Genomic DNA, 20,301 nt, shown 5'->3' on the forward strand with positions numbered 1-20,301 from the left:
ACTATGCAAAAAATCACTCAAACACCCATCGCAAGCTGACAATTTTAGGTCTTTTTGATATACTAAGACAGATAAATTGAATAGGAGAAACGACATGGCTGTATATGGCAGAATCGAAGAAGTATCCGAAACGATACAGAGTAATGAAATTGAAAATAGACTGGATAGGAACCTTGAATCTCATGTAGAAAAAGAAGAACAGGTAGCTTTTCCATTTTTCAGACTCATCATTGGAAGTACGATTGCAACGGTTTTTTCTGTGGTGCTACCTTTACTTTTAGATATGGTAAGTCCCTCTCAGGCGCAGGATTTGTATATAGGGTGGGCTTTACATCAGGGAGGACAGCTCTACAGTAGCTATTATGCTAGTCAAGGTCTTCTTTATTACTTGCCACTTTATATTACCCAAGGAGGCATTCTTTTTGCCTTGGTAGAATGGCTAGCTCTCTTAGGAGGAGGTTACTTCCTCTTTTCTTCAACTGACTATCTGACGGGACAAAGGGAACAAGCCAAGCAACTCCTAACCATATTTTATATTTTGGTATCCGGTCTCGGTTTTGGAGGAGGCTATGCTACGATCTTAGCTCTGCCATTCCTGTTTGCAGGATTTTCGTTCATAGCAGCTTATCTATCAAATCCTAACCATGACAAGGGATTTCTACGTCTGGGGATCTTTTTGGGTCTATCATTTTTCATAGAGCCTCTTACAAGTCTTCTCTTTACTGTAGTAGTAACGATTGGTTTATTTGTCTTTAATGTTGGGCATGGTCGCTTTGCTCATGGAGTTTATCAGTTTTTTGCAGCAGCACTTGGCTTTTCTCTCATCTTTTATCCAGTAGGCTACTATGTGCTTACTTCAGGTAGTTTTGGAGGAGCTATGGGAAGTCTTTTATATCCGATTGATTCCCTTCAGGTCTTTACGAATCCTCAACTAATGGATAATGTTGTATTCTATGGTTTGTTGACCTTTGGTTTAGGAGCTCTCTTCCTTGTTTTTCTAGGATTGTTCCAATCAAAGGCATCAAGATTGTATGTTATTTCAGTGCCAGCTAGTTTTGCTTTCTTATTTGTATTAGCTTTGTTGCTTTTTTCTCAAGAATCTCTTCACGGTTCGCGTTTGATTCTAATCCTTCCATTTTTACTCCTTCTTTTGATGACCAGTATTCGTGGGAAACATTCAGCTAGGGGAGCTCGCCGTAGTAGAAGAGAAGAAGTTCCTACTTTATGGAAAAAATTCATGAAAGGGAATCTCTACTTACCGATCCTAGTGGTGGTTTATCTGATTGCAATTCCTTTTGTAGCTCGTTTTGTCTTGCATCCAGCTTCTTATAGAGAACAACATCAAGTGGTAGATAGAGTCAAACAAGAGACGAGTGATGGTGACCAAATCTATATTTGGGATTCACATGTTCAGATGTATAAAGAAAGCCAGCGTTTGTCTGGATCCATGTTCCCATCACCTCTTCTTTACACGAGTACAGAAGAGAATAAAACTAGTTTAATCAATGACTTGAAAGAAAACAAACCTAAGGTGATTGTGGTGAATGATAAGGTAGCAGTCTGGTCTGAAGTGGAAACAATTTTGAAAGAAAATTACCAACAAGTAAAGACTGATTACTCAGAGTTTAAAGTCTATAAAATTAAATAACGAAATCAATATCTTGTGTATTTTTAAAAATTTTAGGATTTTTAACACAAGATATTGATTTTTCTTTTTAGAGTGGTATAATACTTTTTAGAAAGAACATTTTAGAAAAGAGCATGCATATGATTGCACTAGAAGAAAAAATTACAATTTTGCCAACTCTCTTCGTTGAAAAACGAGATGGGAGACGTGTTGTATTTGATGTGGACAAGATTGACAAGGCTCTCCACAAGGCGGCTGACAAGGTTATGGATGTGACACCCCTGGTCGAAAAACGCCTCGATGCTCTGACCGAGCGAATTGTCACAGAAATTCATAGTCGCTTTCCACAGGGGGTTAAGATTTACGAAATTCAAAATATCGTAGAACATGAACTCCTTGAAGCCAAAGAATATGCGCTAGCTGAGGAGTATATTACTTATCGGACACAAAGGGATTTTGAGCGTTCAAAAGCGACAGATATCAACTTTAGCATCCATAAACTTCTCAACAAAGACCAGGCCGTTGTCAATGAAAATGCTAATAAAGACAGCGATGTCTTTAATACCCAGCGTGATTTGACAGCAGGGATTGTTGGGAAATCAATCGGACTGCAAATGCTTCCTAAGCATGTAGCCAATGCCCATCAAAAAGGGGATATCCACTATCACGATTTGGACTACAGTCCTTATACACCTATGACCAACTGCTGTTTGATTGATTTCAAGGGGATGTTGGAGAATGGTTTTAAGATTGGAAATGCAGAGGTAGAAAGTCCCAAGTCTATCCAGACTGCGACAGCTCAGATTTCTCAAATTATCGCCAACGTTGCTTCTAGCCAGTACGGTGGCTGTTCAGCTGACCGTATCGATGAAGTTTTGGCGCCTTATGCAGAGAAGAATTACCAAAAACACCTCAAGGATGCGGAAGAATGGGTCTTACCTGACAAACGGGAAGATTACGCTTGGAAGAAAACCCAAAAAGATATCTATGATGCCATGCAATCTCTCGAGTATGAAATCAACACTCTCTTCACTTCAAATGGACAAACACCTTTCACTTCGCTAGGTTTTGGTCTAGGAACCAATCGTTTTGAGCGGGAAATTCAAAAAGCTATCTTAAACATTCGCATTAAGGGCCTTGGTTCAGAACACCGTACAGCCATCTTCCCTAAGCTCATTTTTACGCTAAAAAGAGGTCTTAACTTGGAAGAAGGGACTCCCAACTACGACATTAAGCAGTTGGCTCTTGAGTGTGCAACCAAGCGGATGTACCCAGACGTCTTGTCTTACGATAAGATTGTTGACTTGACAGGTTCCTTCAAGGTGCCTATGGGTTGCCGTTCGTTTCTTCAAGGTTGGAAGGATGAAAATGGTGTAGAAGTCAATTCAGGCCGTATGAATCTGGGTGTTGTGACAGTTAACCTACCTCGTATTGCTCTCGAGTCTGAAGGAGATATGAACAAGTTCTGGGAAATCTTCAACGAGCGTATGAATATCGCTGAAGATGCCCTGGTTTATCGTGTTGAACGGACCAAGGAAGCGACACCAGCTAATGCTCCTATCCTTTATCAATACGGTGCTTTTGGTCATCGTCTAGGTAAAGAAGAAAGTGTTGACCAGCTCTTTAAGAATCGTCGTGCGACAGTTTCGCTGGGCTATATCGGTTTGTATGAAGTAGCGACTGTTTTCTTTGGAAACAGCTGGGAAAGTAATCCAGATGCTAAGGAATTCACGCTAGATATCATTCGCGATATGAAACGCCGTGTAGAAGAGTGGTCTGACCAATATGGCTACCATTTCTCTATCTACTCAACACCATCTGAAAGTTTGACAGACCGTTTCTGCCGACTAGATACAGACAAGTTTGGTTCTATTCCTGATATTACAGATAAGGAATACTACACCAACTCTTTCCACTACGATGTTCGTAAAAATCCAACACCGTTTGAAAAATTGGATTTTGAGAAAGTCTATCCAGAAGCAGGTGCGTCGGGTGGTTTCATCCATTATTGTGAGTATCCAGTCCTTCAGCAAAATCCAAAGGCCTTGGAAGCTGTCTGGGACTATGCCTATGACCGTGTGGGCTATCTTGGGACCAATACACCAATAGACCGTTGCTACAAGTGTGACTTTGAAGGGGATTTTGAACCAACTGAGAGGGGTTTTGCTTGTCCTAACTGTGGCAATAGCGACCCTAAAACAGTAGATGTTGTTAAACGAACTTGTGGCTATTTAGGTAATCCTCAAGCGAGACCTATGGTCAATGGCCGTCACAAGGAAATCGCAGCGCGTGTCAAACATATGAATGGTTCAACGATTAAAATAGCTGGCCATCAAGTAACCAATTAGAAAGAAATGAAATGGGAAAATATCAATTAGACGATAAGGGGCGTGCACAAGTGACCCGTTATCACGAGAAACACTCTAAAGGTGGAGCTGGTAAAAAAGAACGCTTGCTCAACCTCAGAGAACAATTTTTAAACAAGAACAAGAAAAAATAAAAGTGAGAGTCAACTCTCGCTTTTCTCATAGTGGGAGGTAAGGATGGAATTACGCAGACCAAGATTAGCAGATAAAGAAACAGTTTTAGAGATGATGACAGAGTTTGAAAAGAGCCAATCAGCCCATGATGGAGGATTTTGGGATACAGAGAACTTTGTGTATGAAGAATGGTTGGAAACAAATAAGCAAAAAGAAATGGGAATAAACTTGCCTGAAAATCGTGTTCCTTCTATTCAATTTGTATCATTTGATGATGTAGGTCCTGCTCTAGGATTTTTGAATCTGCGATTGAGACTGAATGAGGGTTTATTGAATTATGCTGGCCACATTGGCTACTCCATTCGTCCATCAGAAAGAGGCAAAGGTTATGCTAAAGAGACTCTCCGTCAGGGCTTGCAAGTTGCTAAGGAAAAGAACATCAAGAGAACTCTTGTGACCTGTAGCGTGAATAATCCTGCTAGCAGAGCAGTCATTCTAGCAAATGGTGGGCTCCTTGAAGATGTTCGTAATGGAGTTGAGCGTTATTGGATAGAGGTAGCGAATGAATAATCCAAAACCACAAGAATGGAAAAGCGAGGATCTCAGTCAAGGGCGTATTATTGATTACAAGGCCTTCAACTTTGTAGATGGAGAGGGTGTGCGTAACTCTCTCTATGTATCAGGCTGTATGTTTCACTGCGAGGGTTGTTATAATGTTGCCACTTGGTCTTTCAATGCAGGAATTCCCTACACAGCAGAATTAGAAGAACAGATTATGGCAGACCTTGCCCAACCCTATGTTCAAGGCTTGACCCTGCTGGGAGGGGAGCCTTTTCTCAATACTGGCATTCTTTTGCCACTCGTGAAGCGTATTCGGAAGGAATTGCCAGACAAGGACATCTGGTCTTGGACGGGCTATACATGGGAAGAAATGATGTTGGAAACTCCAGATAAACTGGAACTCTTATCATTGATTGACATTCTTGTCGATGGACGATACGACCGAACTAAGAGAAATCTCATGCTCCAGTTTCGAGGCTCGTCCAATCAACGAATTATCGATGTGCAAAAATCTCTCAAAAGTGGGCAAGTAGTGATTTGGGACAAACTCAATGATGGAAAAGAAAGCTATGAACAGGTGAAGAGAGATTAACTTTCTTCTATAAAAATAGTTAAATAAATGACCTATAAAAAAAGAAAACAGTTTCATTGTAAAAAAACAAAAAAACAGCAACAAATCCCTTGCAATCGCAGGGGCTTTGTGTTATTCTATTATGGTGCTGTAAATTACAGCCTTAGCTTTGATGCAAGAGGTTGCGACACGCTCGGTTGCATTGCCACGCAACACCGCGTCGGTTTTCTTGTGGAGCTAGCCTATTATCTTAAATAGACGAAAAGGAGAAAAAGATGGCAAACAAAAAAATCCGTATCCGTTTGAAAGCTTACGAACACCGTACGCTTGACACAGCGGCTGCAAAAATCGTAGAATCAGCTACTCGTACAGGTGCACAAGTTGCGGGTCCAATCCCACTTCCAACTGAACGTAGCCTCTACACAATCATTCGTGCGACTCACAAATACAAAGACTCTCGCGAACAATTTGAAATGCGTACACACAAACGTTTGATTGATATCGTTAACCCAACTCAAAAAACAGTTGATGCGTTGATGAAATTGGATCTTCCAAGTGGTGTAAACGTAGAAATCAAACTTTAATCTAAAGCTTGATACCTTGAGCATAAAAAACGCTCGTTAAAAACTTTTTGAATAAAAAATATAGAAAAGGAACTATTTTCTCATGACAAAAGGAATCTTAGGGAAAAAAGTGGGAATGACTCAAATCTTCACTGAAGCTGGCGAATTGATCCCTGTAACAGTTATTGAAGCAGCTCCAAACGTTGTTCTTCAAGTTAAAACTGTTGAAACAGACGGATACAACGCTATCCAAGTTGGTTTCGATGACAAACGCGAAGTATTGAGCAACAAACCTGCTAAAGGACATGTAGCGAAAGCTAACACGGCTCCTAAGCGCTTCATTCGTGAATTCAAAAACGTTGAAGGCTTGGAAGTTGGTGCTGAAATCACAGTTGAAACATTCGCAGCTGGAGATGTTGTTGACGTAACTGGTACTTCTAAAGGTAAAGGTTTCCAAGGTGTTATCAAGCGCCACGGACAATCACGTGGACCAATGGCTCACGGTTCTCGTTACCACCGTCGTCCAGGTTCTATGGGACCTGTTGCACCTAACCGCGTATTCAAAGGTAAAAACCTTGCAGGACGTATGGGTGGCGACCGTGTAACAATTCAAAACCTTGAAGTTGTACAAGTTGTTCCAGAAAAGAACGTTATCCTTATCAAAGGTAACGTACCAGGTGCTAAGAAATCTCTTATCACTATCAAATCAGCAGTTAAAGCTGGTAAATAATAAGGAAAGGGGAATACAGTCAAAATGGCAAATGTAACATTATTCGACCAAACTGGTAAACAAGCGGGCGAAGTTGTTCTTAACGATGCAATCTTTGGTATCGAACCAAATGAATCTGTTGTGTTTGATGTGATCATCAGCCAACGTGCTAGCCTTCGTCAAGGAACTCACGCAGTTAAAAACCGCTCAGCTGTTTCAGGTGGCGGACGCAAACCATGGCGTCAAAAAGGAACTGGACGTGCTCGTCAAGGTTCTATCCGCTCTCCACAATGGCGTGGTGGTGGAATCGTCTTCGGACCAACTCCACGTAGCTATGCGTACAAACTTCCTCAAAAAGTTCGTCGCCTTGCGCTTAAATCTGTTTACTCAGAAAAAGTTGCTGAAAATAAATTTGTAGCCGTTGATTCTCTTGAATTTACAGCTCCAAAAACTGCTGAATTTGCAAAAGTTCTTGCAGCTTTGAGCATCGATTCTAAAGTCCTTGTTATTCTTGAAGAAGGAAACGAATTCGCAGCTCTCTCAGCTCGTAACCTTCCAAACGTGAAAGTTGCGACTGCTACAACTGCAAGTGTTCTTGACATCGCAAATAGTGACAAACTTCTTGTTACTCAAGCAGCTATCTCTAAAATCGAGGAGGTTCTTGCATAATGAATTTGTATGATGTTATCAAAAAACCTGTAATCACTGAAAGCTCAATGGCTCAACTTGAAGCAGGAAAATATGTATTTGAAGTTGACACTCGTGCACACAAACTTTTGATTAAGCAAGCTGTTGAAGCTGCTTTCGAAGGTGTTAAAGTTGCAAATGTTAACACAATCAACGTAAAACCAAAAGCTAAACGTGTTGGACGTTACACTGGTTTTACTAACAAAACTAAAAAAGCTATCATCACACTTACAGCTGATTCAAAAGCAATCGAGTTGTTTGCTGCTGAAGCTGAATAATCTAAGGAGGAAATATCGTGGGAATTCGTGTTTATAAACCAACAACAAACGGTCGCCGTAATATGACTTCTTTGGATTTCGCTGAAATCACAACAAGCACTCCTGAAAAATCATTGCTTGTTGCATTGAAGAGCAAGGCTGGTCGTAACAACAACGGTCGTATCACAGTTCGTCACCAAGGTGGTGGACACAAACGTTTCTACCGTTTGGTTGACTTCAAACGTAACAAAGACAACGTTGAAGCAGTTGTTAAAACAATTGAGTACGATCCAAACCGTTCTGCAAACATCGCTCTTGTACACTACACTGACGGTGTGAAAGCGTACATCATCGCTCCAAAAGGTCTTGAAGTTGGTCAACGTATCGTTTCAGGTCCAGAAGCAGATATCAAAGTCGGAAACGCTCTTCCACTTGCTAACATTCCAGTTGGTACTTTGATCCACAACATCGAGTTGAAACCAGGTCGTGGTGGTGAATTGGTACGTGCTGCTGGAGCATCTGCTCAAGTATTGGGTTCTGAAGGTAAATACGTTCTTGTTCGTCTTCAATCAGGTGAAGTTCGTATGATTCTTGGAACTTGTCGTGCTACAGTTGGTGTTGTCGGAAACGAACAACATGGACTTGTAAACCTTGGTAAAGCAGGACGTAGCCGTTGGAAAGGTATCCGCCCAACAGTTCGTGGTTCTGTAATGAACCCTAACGATCACCCACACGGTGGTGGTGAAGGTAAAGCACCAGTTGGTCGTAAAGCACCATCTACTCCATGGGGCAAACCTGCTCTTGGTCTTAAAACTCGTAACAAGAAAGCGAAATCTGACAAACTTATCGTTCGTCGTCGCAATGAGAAATAATATTAAACTAGTCGCTTAAGCAACTAGTAAATCCGCCAGCTCGGTAGCGCTGCTTGTGAGCGCAAGCCGCTGTGGTACAACATTTAAAGGAGAAAATATAAAAATGGGACGCAGTCTTAAAAAAGGACCTTTCGTCGATGAGCATTTGATGAAAAAAGTTGAAGCTCAAGCTAACGACGAAAAGAAAAAAGTTATTAAAACTTGGTCACGTCGTTCAACGATCTTCCCAAGTTTCATTGGTTACACTATCGCAGTTTATGACGGACGTAAACACGTACCTGTTTACATCCAAGAAGACATGGTAGGTCACAAACTTGGTGAATTTGCACCAACTCGTACTTACAAAGGTCACGCTGCAGACGACAAGAAAACACGTAGAAAATAAGGAGAACATAAATGGCAGAAATTACTTCAGCTAAAGCAATGGCTCGTACAGTACGTGTTTCACCTCGTAAATCACGTCTTGTTCTTGATAACATCCGTGGTAAAAGCGTAGCCGATGCAATCGCAATCTTGACATTCACTCCAAACAAAGCTGCTGAAATCATCTTGAAAGTTTTGAACTCAGCTGTAGCTAACGCTGAAAACAACTTTGGTTTGGATAAAGCTAACTTGGTAGTATCTGAAGCATTCGCAAACGAAGGACCAACTATGAAACGTTTCCGTCCACGTGCGAAAGGTTCAGCTTCACCAATCAACAAACGTACAGCTCACATCACTGTAGCTGTTGCAGAAAAATAAGGAGGTAAAATCGTGGGTCAAAAAGTACATCCAATTGGTATGCGTGTCGGCATCATCCGTGATTGGGATGCCAAATGGTATGCTGAAAAAGAATACGCGGATTACCTTCATGAAGATCTTGCAATCCGTAAATTCGTTCAAAAAGAACTTGCTGACGCAGCAGTTTCAACTATCGAAATCGAACGCGCAGTAAACAAAGTTAACGTTTCACTTCACACTGCTAAACCAGGTATGGTTATCGGTAAAGGTGGTGCTAACGTTGATGCACTCCGTGCGAAACTTAACAAATTGACTGGAAAACAAGTACACATCAACATCATCGAAATCAAACAACCTGATTTGGATGCTCACCTTGTAGGTGAAGGAATTGCTCGTCAATTGGAGCAACGTGTTGCTTTCCGTCGTGCACAAAAACAAGCAATCCAACGTGCAATGCGTGCTGGAGCTAAAGGAATCAAAACTCAAGTATCAGGTCGTTTGAACGGTGCAGATATCGCCCGTGCTGAAGGATACTCTGAAGGAACTGTTCCACTTCACACACTTCGTGCAGATATCGATTACGCTTGGGAAGAAGCAGATACTACATACGGTAAACTTGGTGTTAAAGTATGGATCTACCGTGGTGAAGTTCTTCCAGCTCGCAAAAACACTAAAGGAGGTAAATAACCAATGTTAGTACCTAAACGTGTTAAACACCGTCGTGAATTCCGTGGAAAAATGCGCGGTGAAGCAAAAGGTGGAAAAGAAGTAGCATTCGGTGAATACGGTCTTCAAGCTACAACTAGCCACTGGATCACTAACCGCCAAATCGAAGCTGCTCGTATCGCCATGACTCGTTACATGAAACGTGGTGGTAAAGTTTGGATTAAAATCTTCCCACACAAATCATACACTGCTAAAGCTATCGGTGTGCGTATGGGATCTGGTAAAGGGGCACCTGAAGGTTGGGTAGCACCAGTTAAACGTGGTAAAGTGATGTTCGAAATCGCTGGTGTATCTGAAGAGATCGCTCGCGAAGCGCTTCGTCTTGCTAGCCACAAATTGCCAGTTAAATGTAAATTCGTAAAACGTGAAGCAGAATAAGGAGAAGGCATGAAACTTAATGAAGTAAAAGAATTTGTTAAAGAACTTCGTGGTCTTTCTCAAGAAGAACTCGCGAAGCGCGAAAACGAATTGAAAAAAGAATTGTTTGAACTTCGTTTCCAAGCTGCTACTGGTCAATTGGAACAAACAGCTCGCTTGAAAGAAGTTAAAAAACAAATCGCTCGTATCAAAACAGTTCAATCTGAAGCGAAATAATAGACTAGGGAAGGAGAAATTTCAATGGAACGCAATAATCGTAAAGTTCTTGTTGGACGTGTTGTATCTGACAAAATGGACAAGACAATCACAGTTGTAGTTGAAACAAAACGTAACCACCCAGTCTATGGTAAACGTATTAACTACTCTAAAAAATACAAAGCTCATGATGAAAACAATGTTGCCAAAGAAGGCGATATCGTACGTATCATGGAAACTCGCCCGCTTTCAGCTACAAAACGTTTCCGTCTTGTAGAAGTTGTTGAAGAAGCGGTCATCATCTAATCAAACCTGAAAGGAGAAAACTGAAATGATTCAAACAGAAACTCGTTTGAAAGTCGCAGACAACAGCGGTGCTCGCGAAATCTTGACTATCAAAGTTCTTGGTGGTTCAGGACGTAAATTTGCAAACATCGGTGATGTTATCGTGGCATCTGTAAAACAAGCTACTCCTGGTGGTGCGGTTAAAAAAGGTGACGTTGTTAAAGCAGTTATCGTTCGTACTAAATCAGGTGCTCGTCGTGCTGATGGTTCATACATCAAATTTGACGAAAACGCAGCAGTTATCATCCGTGAAGACAAAACTCCTCGCGGAACACGTATCTTTGGCCCAGTTGCACGTGAATTGCGTGAAGGTGGCTTCATGAAGATCGTGTCACTTGCTCCAGAAGTACTTTAATTTTTAGAAACAAACTAGTCCCCTGGATTTACCTCCAGGGTGCCCTTATGGGCGTAAGAAAAATCAAGGAGAAACCTAATGTTTGTAAAAAAAGGCGACAAAGTTCGCGTAATCGCTGGTAAAGATAAGGGAACAGAAGCTGTTGTCCTTACTGCCCTTCCAAAAGTAAACAAAGTTATCGTTGAAGGTGTTAACATCGTTAAGAAACACCAACGTCCAACTAACGAACTTCCTCAAGGTGGTATCATCGAGAAAGAAGCAGCTATCCACGTATCAAACGTTCAAGTTTTGGACAAAAATGGTGTAGCTGGTCGTGTTGGTTACAAATTTGTAGACGGTAAAAAAGTTCGCTACAACAAAAAATCAGGCGAAGTGCTTGATTAATCACGAAGGAAAGGAGAAGTATAATGGCAAATCGTTTAAAAGAAAAATATCTTAATGAAGTAGTTCCTGCTTTGACAGAACAATTCAACTACTCATCAGTGATGGCTGTGCCTAAAGTAGATAAGATCGTTTTGAACATGGGTGTTGGTGAAGCTGTATCAAACGCTAAAAGCCTTGAAAAAGCTGCTGAAGAATTGGCACTTATCTCAGGTCAAAAACCACTTATCACTAAAGCTAAAAAATCAATCGCCGGCTTCCGTCTTCGTGAAGGTGTTGCGATCGGTGCAAAAGTTACCCTTCGTGGTGAACGTATGTACGAATTCTTGGATAAATTGGTTTCAGTTTCACTTCCACGTGTACGTGACTTCCACGGTGTTCCAACAAAATCATTTGATGGACGCGGAAACTACACACTTGGTGTGAAAGAACAATTGATTTTCCCAGAAATCAACTTCGATGACGTTGACAAAACTCGTGGTCTTGACATCGTTATCGTAACAACTGCTAACACTGACGAAGAGTCACGTGCATTGCTTACAGGCCTTGGAATGCCTTTTGCAAAATAATATAGGAGGTAAATCTAATGGCTAAAAAATCAATGATTGCTAAGAACAAACGTCCAGCGAAGTTCTCTACTCAAGCTTATACTCGTTGTGAAAAATGTGGTCGTCCACATTCAGTTTACCGCAAATTTAAACTTTGCCGTGTTTGCTTCCGTGAATTAGCTTACAAAGGACAAATCCCAGGCGTTACCAAAGCATCTTGGTAATTTAAGATATCAAGAGCGTCAAAACTCTAAGTGAAAATAGGAAACTTGACGAAGAAACTGAAGTTTCTAGGAAAGTTTATCTTTTTCACACAGAGTTTAGCCCGGGTTCAGTTGGGCTTGCCAATTTGAACACGAGCTACAGCTTTGGCAAAAAAGACCAATTTTCTTTGGAGCATCGCTCCTGCATCAAATTGCCTATTTTTGCTCTTGCTGTTACGCTCTTTGTATCATGTATTAACTAGCAAGTGCAACTTGCAAACTACTAGTAAGAGGAGAAAAACAAAATGGTTATGACTGACCCAATCGCAGACTTCCTAACTCGTATTCGTAATGCTAACCAAGCTAAACACGAAGTACTTGAAGTACCTGCATCAAACATCAAAAAAGGGATTGCTGAAATCCTTAAACGCGAAGGTTTTGTAAAAAACGTTGAAATCATCGAAGATGACAAACAAGGCATCATCCGTGTATTCCTTAAATACGGACCAAACGGTGAAAAAGTTATCACTAACTTGAAACGTGTTTCTAAACCAGGACTTCGTGTCTACAAAAAACGTGAAGACCTTCCAAAAGTTCTTAACGGACTTGGAATTGCTATCCTTTCAACTTCTGAAGGTTTGCTTACTGATAAAGAAGCACGCCAAAAGAATGTTGGTGGAGAAGTTATCGCTTACGTTTGGTAAAATCAAGATACAAAGCTCGTAAAGAACAAAGCAAAATTAGAAAGTTGGAGAAGTTTATTTACAAACAAGCCAACTTATCTATTTTGCACAGTTCTTAGAGCGTGTTCAGTTCAGCTCTTGGACTAAATAAGTATCTGAACCCCGTGAAAACTGGCCATTCTGGCCTGACAATTTAACAGGAGAAAATAAACATGTCACGTATTGGTAATAAAGTTATCGTGTTGCCTGCTGGTGTTGAAATCACTAACAATGACAACGTTGTAACTGTAAAAGGACCTAAAGGAGAACTTACTCGTGAGTTCTCAAAAGATATTGAAATCCGTGTGGAAGGTACTGAAGTAACTCTTCACCGTCCAAACGATTCAAAAGAAATGAAAACTATTCACGGAACTACTCGTGCCCTTTTGAACAACATGGTTGTTGGTGTATCAGAAGGATTCAAGAAAGAACTTGAAATGCGCGGGGTTGGTTACCGTGCACAACTTCAAGGATCTAAACTTGTTTTGGCTGTTGGTAAATCTCATCCAGACGAAGTTGAAGCTCCAGAAGGAATTACTTTTGAACTTCCAAACCCAACAACAATCGTTGTTAGCGGAATTTCAAAAGAAGTAGTTGGACAAACAGCTGCTTACGTACGTAGCCTTCGTTCACCAGAACCATATAAAGGTAAAGGTATCCGTTACGTTGGTGAATTCGTTCGCCGTAAAGAAGGTAAAACAGGTAAATAATGTTGAGTGGTTGAGTCTCAACCACCAACCTATTTTCCAACTTTGTGCATAGCACACGATTTAAAACTAAAGAGGTGAAAACTGTGATTTCAAAACCAGATAAAAACAAACTCCGCCAAAAACGCCACCGTCGCGTTCGCGGAAAACTCTCTGGAACTGCTGATCGCCCACGTTTGAACGTATTCCGTTCTAATACAGGCATCTACGCTCAAGTGATTGATGACGTAGCGGGTGTAACGCTCGCAAGTGCTTCAACTCTTGACAAAGAAGTTTCAAAAGGAACTAAAACTGAACAAGCCGTTGCTGTCGGTAAACTCGTTGCAGAACGTGCAAACGCTAAAGGTATTTCAGAAGTGGTGTTCGACCGCGGTGGATATCTATATCACGGACGTGTGAAAGCTTTGGCTGATGCAGCTCGTGAAAACGGATTGAAATTCTAATAGGAGGACACTAGAAAATGGCATTTAAAGACAATGCAGTTGAATTAGAAGAACGCGTAGTTGCTGTCAACCGTGTTACAAAAGTTGTTAAAGGTGGACGTCGTCTTCGTTTCGCAGCTCTTGTTGTTGTTGGTGACCACAACGGTCGCGTAGGATTTGGTACTGGTAAAGCTCAAGAAGTTCCAGAAGCAATCCGTAAAGCAGTAGATGATGCTAAGAAAAACTTGATCGAAGTTCCTATGGTTGGAACAACAATCCCACACGAAGTTCTTTCAGAATTCGGTGGAGCTAAAGTATTGTTGAAACCTGCTGTAGAAGGTTCTGGAGTTGCCGCTGGTGGTGCAGTTCGTGCCGTTGTGGAATTGGCAGGTGTGGCAGATATTACATCTAAATCACTTGGTTCTAACACTCCAATCAACATTGTTCGTGCAACTGTTGAAGGTTTGAAACAATTGAAACGCGCTGAAGAAGTTGCTGCCCTTCGTGGTATTTCAGTTTCTGATTTGGCATAAGAAAGGGGATAAAATGGCTCAAATTAAAATTACTTTGACTAAGTCTCCAATCGGACGCATTCCATCACAACGTAAAACTGTTGTAGCACTTGGACTTGGCAAATTGAACAGCTCTGTTATTAAAGAAGACAACGCTGCTATCCGTGGTATGATCACAGCAGTATCTCACTTGGTAACAGTTGAAGAAGTAAACTAATGAATTTTTAGGGGATGTGCACTATACCATCCCCTAAAACTAAATATAGTCATCTATGATGACGTCGTATAGGCGAGTTGATGGGGGAGACAACCTTTTCTCCCTTATCGGCGCTAGCATTTTACAAAAGAGGAGAAAATAAAAATGAAACTTCATGAATTGAAACCTGCAGAAGGTTCTCGTAAAGTACGTAACCGCGTTGGTCGTGGTACTTCATCAGGTAACGGTAAAACATCTGGTCGTGGTCAAAAAGGTCAAAAAGCTCGTAGCGGTGGCGGAGTTCGCCTTGGTTTTGAAGGTGGACAAACTCCATTGTTCCGTCGTCTTCCAAAACGTGGATTCACTAACATCAACGCTAAAGAATACGCAATTGTGAACCTTGACCAATTGAACGTCTTTGAAGATGGTGCTGAAGTTACTCCAGTTGTTCTTATCGAAGCAGGAATTGTTAAAGCTGAAAAATCAGGTATTAAAATTCTTGGTAACGGTGAGTTGACTAAGAAATTGACTGTGAAAGCAGCTAAATTCTCTAAATCAGCTGAAGAAGCTATCACTGCTAAAGGTGGTTCAGTAGAAGTCATCTAAGAGAGGTGACCTATGTTTTTTAAATTATTAAGAGAAGCTCTTAAAGTCAAGCAAGTTCGATCAAAAATTTTATTTACAATTTTTATCGTTTTGGTCTTTCGTATCGGAACTAGCATTACAGTTCCTGGTGTGAATGCCAATAGCTTGAATGCTTTAAGTGGATTATCCTTCTTAAACATGTTGAGCTTGGTCTCAGGGAATGCCATGAAAAACTTCTCAGTTTTTGCTCTTGGTGTTAGTCCCTACATTACGGCCTCTATCGTTGTCCAACTCTTGCAAATGGATATTTTACCCAAGTTTGTAGAGTGGGGTAAACAAGGGGAAGTAGGTCGAAGAAAATTAAATCAAGCTACTCGTTATATTGCTCTAGTTCTAGCCTTTGTGCAATCTATCGGGATTACAGCTGGTTTTAATACTTTAGCTGGAGCTCAATTGTTGAAAACAGCTCTTACTCCACAAGTCTTTATCATGATTGGTATCATCTTAACAGCTGGTAGCATGATTGTTACATGGTTGGGAGAGCAAATTACAGATAAGGGATATGGAAATGGTGTTTCTATGATCATCTTTGCCGGGATTGTTGCCTCAATTCCAGAGATGATTCAGGGCATCTATGTGGACTACTTTGTGAACGTCCCAAGTGAACGTATCAACTCATCTATCATTTTTGTAATCATTTTGATTATTACTGTATTGTTGATCATCTACTTTACAACTTATGTTCAACAAGCAGAATACAAAATTCCAATCCAATATACTAAGGTTGCACAAGGTGCTCCATCTAGCTCTTACCTTCCTTTGAAGGTAAACCCTGCTGGAGTTATCCCTGTTATCTTTGCAAGTTCGATTACTGCAGCGCCTGCGGCTATTCTTCAGTTTTTGAGCGCTACAGGTCATGATTGGGCTTGGGTAAGAACAGCACAAGAAATGCTGGCAACAACTTCACCAACTGGTATTGCCATGTATGCTTTGTTGATTATTCTCTTTACATTCTTCTATACGTTTGTACAGATTAATCCTGAAAAAGCGGCAGAGAACCTACAAAAGAGCGGAGCCTATATCCACGGAGTTCGTCCTGGTAAAGGTACAGAAGAATATATGTCTAAACTTCTTCGTCGTCTTGCAACTGTTGGTTCCCTCTTCCTTGGTGTGATTTCTATTTTACCGATTGTAGCAAAAGATGTTTTCGGACTTTCAGAAGCAGTTGCTTTTGGAGGAACCAGTCTTTTGATCATTATATCTACAGGTATTGAAGGAATCAAACAATTGGAAGGTTACCTATTGAAACGTAAGTATGTTGGTTTCATGGATAGAACAGAATAAAAGTATTTACAGAATCAGTAAATGCTGAGAGAGTGGAGGTTTAACTCTAACATTAGTGAGAGTTTGGTCTCCCCTCTTCTATTTTGTTTTTAAATAGGGGTGAAAAGATTTTTTGCTTCTATTTAAAAATAAAATAAGGAGATCAAATCATGAATCTTTTGATTATGGGCTTACCTGGTGCAGGTAAGGGAACTCAAGCAGCAAAAATCGTAGAACAATTCCATGTTTCACATATCTCAACAGGTGATATGTTCCGCGCTGCAATGGCAAATCAAACTGAAATGGGTGTTCTTGCTAAGTCATATATTGACAAGGGTGAATTGGTTCCTGATGAAGTTACAAATGGAATCGTAAAAGAACGTCTTTCACAAGATGATATTAAAGAAACAGGATTTTTATTGGATGGTTACCCACGTACAATCGAACAAGCTCATGCCTTGGATAAAACATTGGCTGAACTTGGTATTGAACTAGAAGGTGTTATCAACATTGAAGTAAATCCAGACAGCCTCTTGGAACGTTTGAGTGGCCGTATCATCCACCGTGTAACTGGAGAAACTTTCCACAAGGTCTTTAACCCACCAGTTGACTATAAAGAAGAAGATTACTACCAACGTGAAGATGATAAGCCTGAGACAGTAAAACGTCGTTTGGATGTGAATATTGCTCAAGGGGAACCAATCATTGCTCACTACCGTGCCAAAGGTTTGGTTCATGACATCGAAGGTAATCAAGATATCAATGATGTCTTCTCAGATATCGAAAAAGTATTGACAAATTTGAAATAAAGCGTTTTTCACACTTGCAAAAATCCGCTACAAATGTTATACTGAGATAGTCTGACTTATAATTGTTGTCTCTGTGTCTAGAGGCATCGAATCGAAATTTATGGAGGTGCTTTTGCGTGGCAAAAGACGATGTGATTGAAGTTGAAGGCAAAGTAGTTGATACAATGCCGAATGCAATGTTTACGGTTGAACTTGAAAATGGACATCAGATTTTAGCAACAGTTTCTGGTAAAATTCGTAAAAACTATATTCGTATTTTAGCGGGAGATCGTGTTACTGTCGAAATGAGTCCATATGACTTGACACGTGGACGTATCACTTACCGCTTTAAATAATCGAAAAACTTGGAGGGATAAGAAATGAAAGTAAGACCATCGGTCAAACCAATTTGCGAATACTGTAAAGTTATTCGTCGTAATGGTCGTGTTATGGTAATTTGCCCAGCAAATCCAAAACACAAACAACGTCAAGGATAAGATAGAAAGGAGAAAACATGGCTCGTATTGCTGGAGTTGACATTCCAAATGACAAACGTGTAGTAATCTCATTGACTTATGTTTATGGTATCGGACTTGCAACATCTAAGAAAATTTTGGCTGCTGCTGGAATCTCAGAAGATGTTCGTGTACGTGAACTTACATCAGATCAAGAAGATGCTATCCGTCGTGAAGTGGATGCAATCAAAGTTGAAGGTGACCTTCGTCGTGAAGTAAACTTGAACATCAAACGTTTGATGGAAATCGGTTCATACCGTGGTATCCGTCACCGTCGTGGACTTCCTGTCCGTGGACAAAACACTAAAAACAACGCTCGCACTCGTAAAGGTAAAGCTGTTGCGATTGCTGGTAAGAAAAAATAATATAGGAGGTAAAAGTCTTGGCTAAACCAACACGTAAACGTCGTGTGAAAAAGAATATCGAATCTGGTATTGCTCATATTCACGCTACATTTAATAACACTATTGTTATGATTACTGATGTGCATGGTAATGCAATTGCTTGGTCATCAGCTGGTGCTCTTGGTTTCAAAGGTTCTCGTAAATCTACACCATTCGCTGCTCAAATGGCTTCTGAAGCTGCTGCTAAATCTGCACAAGAACACGGTCTTAAATCAGTTGAAGTTACTGTAAAAGGTCCAGGTTCTGGTCGTGAGTCAGCTATTCGTGCGCTTGCTGCCGCTGGTCTTGAAGTAACAGCAATTCGTGATGTGACTCCAGTGCCACACAATGGTGCTCGTCCTCCAAAACGTCGCCGTGTATAATCATCGCATTACACTGCTTTTCGTTTAAGAGGGAGTAACTAAATGATCGAGTTTGAAAAACCAAATATAACAAAAATTGATGAAAATAAAGATTATGGCAAGTTTGTAATCGAACCACTTGAACGTGGCTACGGTACAACTCTTGGTAACTCTCTTCGTCGTGTACTTCTAGCTTCTCTACCAGGAGCAGCTGTGACATCTATCAATATTGATGGTGTGTTACATGAGTTTGACACAGTTCCAGGTGTTCGTGAAGACGTGATGCAAATCATTCTGAACATTAAAGGAATTGCAGTGAAATCGTACGTTGAAGACGAAAAAATCATCGAACTAGATGTTGAAGGTCCTGCTGAAGTAACAGCTGGTGACATTTTGACAGATAGCGATATTGAAATTGTAAATCCAGATCATTATCTCTTTACAATCGGTGAAGGTTCTTCTCTAAAAGCGACTATGACTGTTAACAGTGGTCGTGGATATGTACCTGCTGATGAAAATAAAAAAGATAATGCACCAGTTGGAACACTTGCTGTAGATTCTATTTATACACCAGTTACAAAAGTCAACTATCAAGTGGAACCTGCTCGTGTAGGTAGCAATGATGGATTTGACAAACTAACCCTTGAAATCTTGACAAATGGAACAATTATTCCAGAAGATGCTTTAGGGCTTTCAGCACGTATTTTGACAGAACATCTTGATTTGTTTACAAATCTTACTGAGATTGCTAAGTCAACTGAAGTGATGAAAGAAGCTGATACTGAATCTGACGATCGTATTTTGGATCGTACGATTGAGGAACTGGACTTGTCTGTGCGTTCATACAACTGTTTGAAACGTGCCGGTATCAATACTGTGCATGATTTGACAGAAAAATCTGAAGCAGAGATGATGAAAGTACGAAATCTTGGACGCAAGAGTTTGGAAGAAGTGAAACTCAAACTCATTGATTTGGGTCTTGGATTAAAAGATAAATAAAGGAGGAATACATGGCTTACCGTAAACTAGGACGCACTAGCTCACAACGTAAAGCAATGCTTCGCGATTTGACAACTGACCTTTTGATCAACGAATCAATCGTGACAACTGAAGCTCGTGCTAAAGAAATCCGTAAAACTGTTGAAAAAATGATTACTCTAGGTAAACGTGGTGATTTGCATGCACGTCGTCAAGCTGCTGCTTTCGTACGTAATGAAATCGCATCTGAAAACTATGATGAAGCAACTGATAAGTACACTTCTACTACAGCACTTCAAAAATTGTTCTCAGAAATTGCACCTCGTTATGCTGAACGTAACGGTGGATACACTCGTATCCTTAAAACTGAACCACGTCGTGGTGATGCAGCGCCAATGGCGATCATCGAATTAGTATAAAATCATCAATTTTGTTGAGTGTTATGATGATGGAGTCTTGTGCTCTTAGTCTAGCTCTGGTCTACCGCTAGGATTTCGGTCCTAGCGGGAACACTCATCATAAGTTGTGATAGTAGACGCTTGTTTACGAAATTGTTTTTTGCTTAAGAACAACTTCGTAAGCAGGCGTTTTTGAGTATTTTAGTTAGAATTATGCTATACTATTTGAAAA

General features: G+C 40.6%; 34 protein-coding genes. All 34 read left to right on the forward strand.

Annotation, left to right across the window (positions count from 1 at the left end; genetic code table 11):
- Positions 1 to 94 precede the first annotated feature (94 nt).
- The 34 genes from O3664_RS05005 to rplQ all read left to right on the forward strand — a co-directional run bounded on the left by O3664_RS05005 (position 95) and on the right by rplQ (position 20,090).
- Positions 95 to 1,648, forward strand: a complete 1,554-nt coding sequence (locus tag O3664_RS05005; protein WP_371613712.1) for a damage-inducible protein CinA — start codon at positions 95 to 97, stop codon at positions 1,646 to 1,648.
- 119 nt (positions 1,649 to 1,767) lie between these two features.
- A complete protein-coding gene (gene nrdD, locus O3664_RS05010) occupies positions 1,768 to 3,975 on the forward strand; it encodes an anaerobic ribonucleoside-triphosphate reductase (RefSeq protein WP_237447103.1) in 2,208 nt (735 codons plus the stop codon).
- 11 nt (positions 3,976 to 3,986) lie between these two features.
- Positions 3,987 to 4,127: a hypothetical protein gene (locus O3664_RS05015; protein WP_000521618.1), complete on the forward strand. Its 141-nt coding sequence runs from the start codon at positions 3,987 to 3,989 to the stop codon at positions 4,125 to 4,127.
- A gap of 43 nt (positions 4,128 to 4,170) precedes the next feature.
- Positions 4,171 to 4,677 (forward strand): GNAT family N-acetyltransferase, encoded by a 507-nt coding sequence (locus O3664_RS05020; RefSeq protein WP_000423408.1) that lies wholly within the window; start codon positions 4,171 to 4,173, stop codon positions 4,675 to 4,677.
- Entirely contained in the window at positions 4,670 to 5,260 is a 591-nt protein-coding gene (nrdG, locus tag O3664_RS05025; protein ID WP_023946797.1) for an anaerobic ribonucleoside-triphosphate reductase activating protein, read from the forward strand. The genes O3664_RS05020 and nrdG overlap by 8 nt, the downstream gene beginning before the upstream one ends.
- A gap of 254 nt (positions 5,261 to 5,514) precedes the next feature.
- Positions 5,515 to 5,823, forward strand: a complete 309-nt coding sequence (rpsJ, locus tag O3664_RS05030; RefSeq protein WP_001284513.1) for a 30S ribosomal protein S10 — start codon at positions 5,515 to 5,517, stop codon at positions 5,821 to 5,823.
- An 82-nt stretch (positions 5,824 to 5,905) separates the two neighbouring features.
- Positions 5,906 to 6,532 (forward strand): 50S ribosomal protein L3, encoded by a 627-nt coding sequence (gene rplC, locus O3664_RS05035; protein WP_000160193.1) that lies wholly within the window; start codon positions 5,906 to 5,908, stop codon positions 6,530 to 6,532.
- Between the two features lie 24 nt (positions 6,533 to 6,556).
- Positions 6,557 to 7,180 carry a 50S ribosomal protein L4 gene (rplD, locus tag O3664_RS05040; protein ID WP_000024547.1) on the forward strand — a complete coding sequence of 208 codons (624 nt, stop codon included), beginning with the start codon at positions 6,557 to 6,559 and terminating at the stop codon, positions 7,178 to 7,180.
- The gene (locus O3664_RS05045; RefSeq protein WP_001055347.1) at positions 7,180 to 7,476 is read left to right on the forward strand and encodes a 50S ribosomal protein L23; all 297 of its coding nucleotides are present in this window, start codon (positions 7,180 to 7,182) and stop codon (positions 7,474 to 7,476) included. Before rplD ends, O3664_RS05045 begins: the two co-directional genes overlap by 1 nt.
- Before the next feature lie 17 nt (positions 7,477 to 7,493).
- Complete coding sequence (gene rplB, locus O3664_RS05050) at positions 7,494 to 8,327, forward strand: 50S ribosomal protein L2 (protein ID WP_000512911.1); 834 nt, start codon at positions 7,494 to 7,496, stop codon at positions 8,325 to 8,327.
- A gap of 103 nt (positions 8,328 to 8,430) precedes the next feature.
- Positions 8,431 to 8,712, forward strand: a complete 282-nt coding sequence (rpsS, locus tag O3664_RS05055; RefSeq protein ID WP_000533766.1) for a 30S ribosomal protein S19 — start codon at positions 8,431 to 8,433, stop codon at positions 8,710 to 8,712.
- Positions 8,713 to 8,723: 11 nt separating this feature from the next.
- Positions 8,724 to 9,068 (forward strand): 50S ribosomal protein L22, encoded by a 345-nt coding sequence (rplV, locus tag O3664_RS05060; protein WP_000818137.1) that lies wholly within the window; start codon positions 8,724 to 8,726, stop codon positions 9,066 to 9,068.
- 12 nt (positions 9,069 to 9,080) lie between these two features.
- Positions 9,081 to 9,734, forward strand: coding sequence for a 30S ribosomal protein S3 (gene rpsC, locus O3664_RS05065; RefSeq protein ID WP_000529936.1), 654 nt, complete (start codon positions 9,081 to 9,083; stop codon positions 9,732 to 9,734).
- A 3-nt stretch (positions 9,735 to 9,737) separates the two neighbouring features.
- Entirely contained in the window at positions 9,738 to 10,151 is a 414-nt protein-coding gene (gene rplP, locus O3664_RS05070; protein WP_000960946.1) for a 50S ribosomal protein L16, read from the forward strand.
- A gap of 9 nt (positions 10,152 to 10,160) precedes the next feature.
- Positions 10,161 to 10,367 carry a 50S ribosomal protein L29 gene (gene rpmC / locus O3664_RS05075; RefSeq protein WP_000772918.1) on the forward strand — a complete coding sequence of 69 codons (207 nt, stop codon included), beginning with the start codon at positions 10,161 to 10,163 and terminating at the stop codon, positions 10,365 to 10,367.
- A gap of 24 nt (positions 10,368 to 10,391) precedes the next feature.
- On the forward strand, positions 10,392 to 10,652 hold the full coding sequence (rpsQ, locus tag O3664_RS05080; protein ID WP_000440801.1) for a 30S ribosomal protein S17: 261 nt from the start codon (positions 10,392 to 10,394) through the stop codon (positions 10,650 to 10,652).
- Between the two features lie 25 nt (positions 10,653 to 10,677).
- Entirely contained in the window at positions 10,678 to 11,046 is a 369-nt protein-coding gene (rplN, locus tag O3664_RS05085; protein WP_000616545.1) for a 50S ribosomal protein L14, read from the forward strand.
- 78 nt (positions 11,047 to 11,124) lie between these two features.
- Positions 11,125 to 11,430 carry a 50S ribosomal protein L24 gene (gene rplX, locus O3664_RS05090; protein WP_000497691.1) on the forward strand — a complete coding sequence of 102 codons (306 nt, stop codon included), beginning with the start codon at positions 11,125 to 11,127 and terminating at the stop codon, positions 11,428 to 11,430.
- A 23-nt stretch (positions 11,431 to 11,453) separates the two neighbouring features.
- Positions 11,454 to 11,996 (forward strand): 50S ribosomal protein L5, encoded by a 543-nt coding sequence (gene rplE / locus O3664_RS05095; RefSeq protein WP_000013542.1) that lies wholly within the window; start codon positions 11,454 to 11,456, stop codon positions 11,994 to 11,996.
- A 17-nt stretch (positions 11,997 to 12,013) separates the two neighbouring features.
- Entirely contained in the window at positions 12,014 to 12,199 is a 186-nt protein-coding gene (locus O3664_RS05100) for a type Z 30S ribosomal protein S14 (protein WP_001085697.1), read from the forward strand.
- A 284-nt stretch (positions 12,200 to 12,483) separates the two neighbouring features.
- Positions 12,484 to 12,882 (forward strand): 30S ribosomal protein S8, encoded by a 399-nt coding sequence (rpsH, locus tag O3664_RS05105; protein ID WP_000245504.1) that lies wholly within the window; start codon positions 12,484 to 12,486, stop codon positions 12,880 to 12,882.
- A 191-nt stretch (positions 12,883 to 13,073) separates the two neighbouring features.
- The gene (gene rplF / locus O3664_RS05110; RefSeq protein WP_000086626.1) at positions 13,074 to 13,610 is read left to right on the forward strand and encodes a 50S ribosomal protein L6; all 537 of its coding nucleotides are present in this window, start codon (positions 13,074 to 13,076) and stop codon (positions 13,608 to 13,610) included.
- Positions 13,611 to 13,693: 83 nt separating this feature from the next.
- Positions 13,694 to 14,050: a 50S ribosomal protein L18 gene (rplR, locus tag O3664_RS05115; protein ID WP_000624044.1), complete on the forward strand. Its 357-nt coding sequence runs from the start codon at positions 13,694 to 13,696 to the stop codon at positions 14,048 to 14,050.
- Positions 14,051 to 14,067: 17 nt separating this feature from the next.
- Positions 14,068 to 14,562 carry a 30S ribosomal protein S5 gene (gene rpsE / locus O3664_RS05120; protein ID WP_000874202.1) on the forward strand — a complete coding sequence of 165 codons (495 nt, stop codon included), beginning with the start codon at positions 14,068 to 14,070 and terminating at the stop codon, positions 14,560 to 14,562.
- A 13-nt stretch (positions 14,563 to 14,575) separates the two neighbouring features.
- The gene (rpmD, locus tag O3664_RS05125) at positions 14,576 to 14,758 is read left to right on the forward strand and encodes a 50S ribosomal protein L30 (protein ID WP_000057241.1); all 183 of its coding nucleotides are present in this window, start codon (positions 14,576 to 14,578) and stop codon (positions 14,756 to 14,758) included.
- A 144-nt stretch (positions 14,759 to 14,902) separates the two neighbouring features.
- Complete coding sequence (rplO, locus tag O3664_RS05130; RefSeq protein ID WP_000766087.1) at positions 14,903 to 15,343, forward strand: 50S ribosomal protein L15; 441 nt, start codon at positions 14,903 to 14,905, stop codon at positions 15,341 to 15,343.
- A gap of 12 nt (positions 15,344 to 15,355) precedes the next feature.
- Positions 15,356 to 16,666 carry a preprotein translocase subunit SecY gene (gene secY, locus O3664_RS05135; RefSeq protein ID WP_020901854.1) on the forward strand — a complete coding sequence of 437 codons (1,311 nt, stop codon included), beginning with the start codon at positions 15,356 to 15,358 and terminating at the stop codon, positions 16,664 to 16,666.
- A 149-nt stretch (positions 16,667 to 16,815) separates the two neighbouring features.
- A complete protein-coding gene (locus O3664_RS05140) occupies positions 16,816 to 17,454 on the forward strand; it encodes an adenylate kinase (protein ID WP_125409023.1) in 639 nt (212 codons plus the stop codon).
- 116 nt (positions 17,455 to 17,570) lie between these two features.
- A complete protein-coding gene (gene infA / locus O3664_RS05145) occupies positions 17,571 to 17,789 on the forward strand; it encodes a translation initiation factor IF-1 (RefSeq protein WP_001029883.1) in 219 nt (72 codons plus the stop codon).
- A 24-nt stretch (positions 17,790 to 17,813) separates the two neighbouring features.
- Positions 17,814 to 17,930, forward strand: coding sequence for a 50S ribosomal protein L36 (gene rpmJ / locus O3664_RS05150; RefSeq protein WP_001808836.1), 117 nt, complete (start codon positions 17,814 to 17,816; stop codon positions 17,928 to 17,930).
- Positions 17,931 to 17,947: 17 nt separating this feature from the next.
- Positions 17,948 to 18,313 (forward strand): 30S ribosomal protein S13, encoded by a 366-nt coding sequence (gene rpsM, locus O3664_RS05155; RefSeq protein WP_371613713.1) that lies wholly within the window; start codon positions 17,948 to 17,950, stop codon positions 18,311 to 18,313.
- Positions 18,314 to 18,330: 17 nt separating this feature from the next.
- On the forward strand, positions 18,331 to 18,714 hold the full coding sequence (gene rpsK, locus O3664_RS05160; protein ID WP_001118385.1) for a 30S ribosomal protein S11: 384 nt from the start codon (positions 18,331 to 18,333) through the stop codon (positions 18,712 to 18,714).
- 42 nt (positions 18,715 to 18,756) lie between these two features.
- Entirely contained in the window at positions 18,757 to 19,692 is a 936-nt protein-coding gene (locus O3664_RS05165) for a DNA-directed RNA polymerase subunit alpha (protein ID WP_000568988.1), read from the forward strand.
- A gap of 11 nt (positions 19,693 to 19,703) precedes the next feature.
- On the forward strand, positions 19,704 to 20,090 hold the full coding sequence (rplQ, locus tag O3664_RS05170; RefSeq protein ID WP_000331493.1) for a 50S ribosomal protein L17: 387 nt from the start codon (positions 19,704 to 19,706) through the stop codon (positions 20,088 to 20,090).
- Positions 20,091 to 20,301 lie beyond the last annotated feature (211 nt).

It is taken from the genome of Streptococcus sp. 27098_8_109 (genome assembly GCF_041432295.1).
Classification (GTDB): domain Bacteria; phylum Bacillota; class Bacilli; order Lactobacillales; family Streptococcaceae; genus Streptococcus.

What these genes read in the sequence shown, in the direction of transcription:
- O3664_RS05005 (WP_371613712.1), top strand. Translation starts at nt 95, where the DNA reads ATGGCTGTATATGGCAGAATCGAAGAAGTATCCGAAACGATACAGAGT.
- nrdD (WP_237447103.1), top strand. Translation starts at nt 1,768, where the DNA reads ATGATTGCACTAGAAGAAAAAATTACAATTTTGCCAACTCTCTTCGTT.
- O3664_RS05015 (WP_000521618.1), top strand. Translation starts at nt 3,987, where the DNA reads ATGGGAAAATATCAATTAGACGATAAGGGGCGTGCACAAGTGACCCGT.
- O3664_RS05020 (WP_000423408.1), top strand. Translation starts at nt 4,171, where the DNA reads ATGGAATTACGCAGACCAAGATTAGCAGATAAAGAAACAGTTTTAGAG.
- nrdG (WP_023946797.1), top strand. Translation starts at nt 4,670, where the DNA reads ATGAATAATCCAAAACCACAAGAATGGAAAAGCGAGGATCTCAGTCAA.
- rpsJ (WP_001284513.1), top strand. Translation starts at nt 5,515, where the DNA reads ATGGCAAACAAAAAAATCCGTATCCGTTTGAAAGCTTACGAACACCGT.
- rplC (WP_000160193.1), top strand. Translation starts at nt 5,906, where the DNA reads ATGACAAAAGGAATCTTAGGGAAAAAAGTGGGAATGACTCAAATCTTC.
- rplD (WP_000024547.1), top strand. Translation starts at nt 6,557, where the DNA reads ATGGCAAATGTAACATTATTCGACCAAACTGGTAAACAAGCGGGCGAA.
- O3664_RS05045 (WP_001055347.1), top strand. Translation starts at nt 7,180, where the DNA reads ATGAATTTGTATGATGTTATCAAAAAACCTGTAATCACTGAAAGCTCA.
- rpsS (WP_000533766.1), top strand. Translation starts at nt 8,431, where the DNA reads ATGGGACGCAGTCTTAAAAAAGGACCTTTCGTCGATGAGCATTTGATG.
- rplV (WP_000818137.1), top strand. Translation starts at nt 8,724, where the DNA reads ATGGCAGAAATTACTTCAGCTAAAGCAATGGCTCGTACAGTACGTGTT.
- rplP (WP_000960946.1), top strand. Translation starts at nt 9,738, where the DNA reads ATGTTAGTACCTAAACGTGTTAAACACCGTCGTGAATTCCGTGGAAAA.
- rpmC (WP_000772918.1), top strand. Translation starts at nt 10,161, where the DNA reads ATGAAACTTAATGAAGTAAAAGAATTTGTTAAAGAACTTCGTGGTCTT.
- rpsQ (WP_000440801.1), top strand. Translation starts at nt 10,392, where the DNA reads ATGGAACGCAATAATCGTAAAGTTCTTGTTGGACGTGTTGTATCTGAC.
- rplN (WP_000616545.1), top strand. Translation starts at nt 10,678, where the DNA reads ATGATTCAAACAGAAACTCGTTTGAAAGTCGCAGACAACAGCGGTGCT.
- rplX (WP_000497691.1), top strand. Translation starts at nt 11,125, where the DNA reads ATGTTTGTAAAAAAAGGCGACAAAGTTCGCGTAATCGCTGGTAAAGAT.
- rplE (WP_000013542.1), top strand. Translation starts at nt 11,454, where the DNA reads ATGGCAAATCGTTTAAAAGAAAAATATCTTAATGAAGTAGTTCCTGCT.
- O3664_RS05100 (WP_001085697.1), top strand. Translation starts at nt 12,014, where the DNA reads ATGGCTAAAAAATCAATGATTGCTAAGAACAAACGTCCAGCGAAGTTC.
- rpsH (WP_000245504.1), top strand. Translation starts at nt 12,484, where the DNA reads ATGGTTATGACTGACCCAATCGCAGACTTCCTAACTCGTATTCGTAAT.
- rplF (WP_000086626.1), top strand. Translation starts at nt 13,074, where the DNA reads ATGTCACGTATTGGTAATAAAGTTATCGTGTTGCCTGCTGGTGTTGAA.
- rpsE (WP_000874202.1), top strand. Translation starts at nt 14,068, where the DNA reads ATGGCATTTAAAGACAATGCAGTTGAATTAGAAGAACGCGTAGTTGCT.
- rpmD (WP_000057241.1), top strand. Translation starts at nt 14,576, where the DNA reads ATGGCTCAAATTAAAATTACTTTGACTAAGTCTCCAATCGGACGCATT.
- rplO (WP_000766087.1), top strand. Translation starts at nt 14,903, where the DNA reads ATGAAACTTCATGAATTGAAACCTGCAGAAGGTTCTCGTAAAGTACGT.
- secY (WP_020901854.1), top strand. Translation starts at nt 15,356, where the DNA reads ATGTTTTTTAAATTATTAAGAGAAGCTCTTAAAGTCAAGCAAGTTCGA.
- O3664_RS05140 (WP_125409023.1), top strand. Translation starts at nt 16,816, where the DNA reads ATGAATCTTTTGATTATGGGCTTACCTGGTGCAGGTAAGGGAACTCAA.
- rpmJ (WP_001808836.1), top strand. Translation starts at nt 17,814, where the DNA reads ATGAAAGTAAGACCATCGGTCAAACCAATTTGCGAATACTGTAAAGTT.
- rpsM (WP_371613713.1), top strand. Translation starts at nt 17,948, where the DNA reads ATGGCTCGTATTGCTGGAGTTGACATTCCAAATGACAAACGTGTAGTA.
- O3664_RS05165 (WP_000568988.1), top strand. Translation starts at nt 18,757, where the DNA reads ATGATCGAGTTTGAAAAACCAAATATAACAAAAATTGATGAAAATAAA.
- rplQ (WP_000331493.1), top strand. Translation starts at nt 19,704, where the DNA reads ATGGCTTACCGTAAACTAGGACGCACTAGCTCACAACGTAAAGCAATG.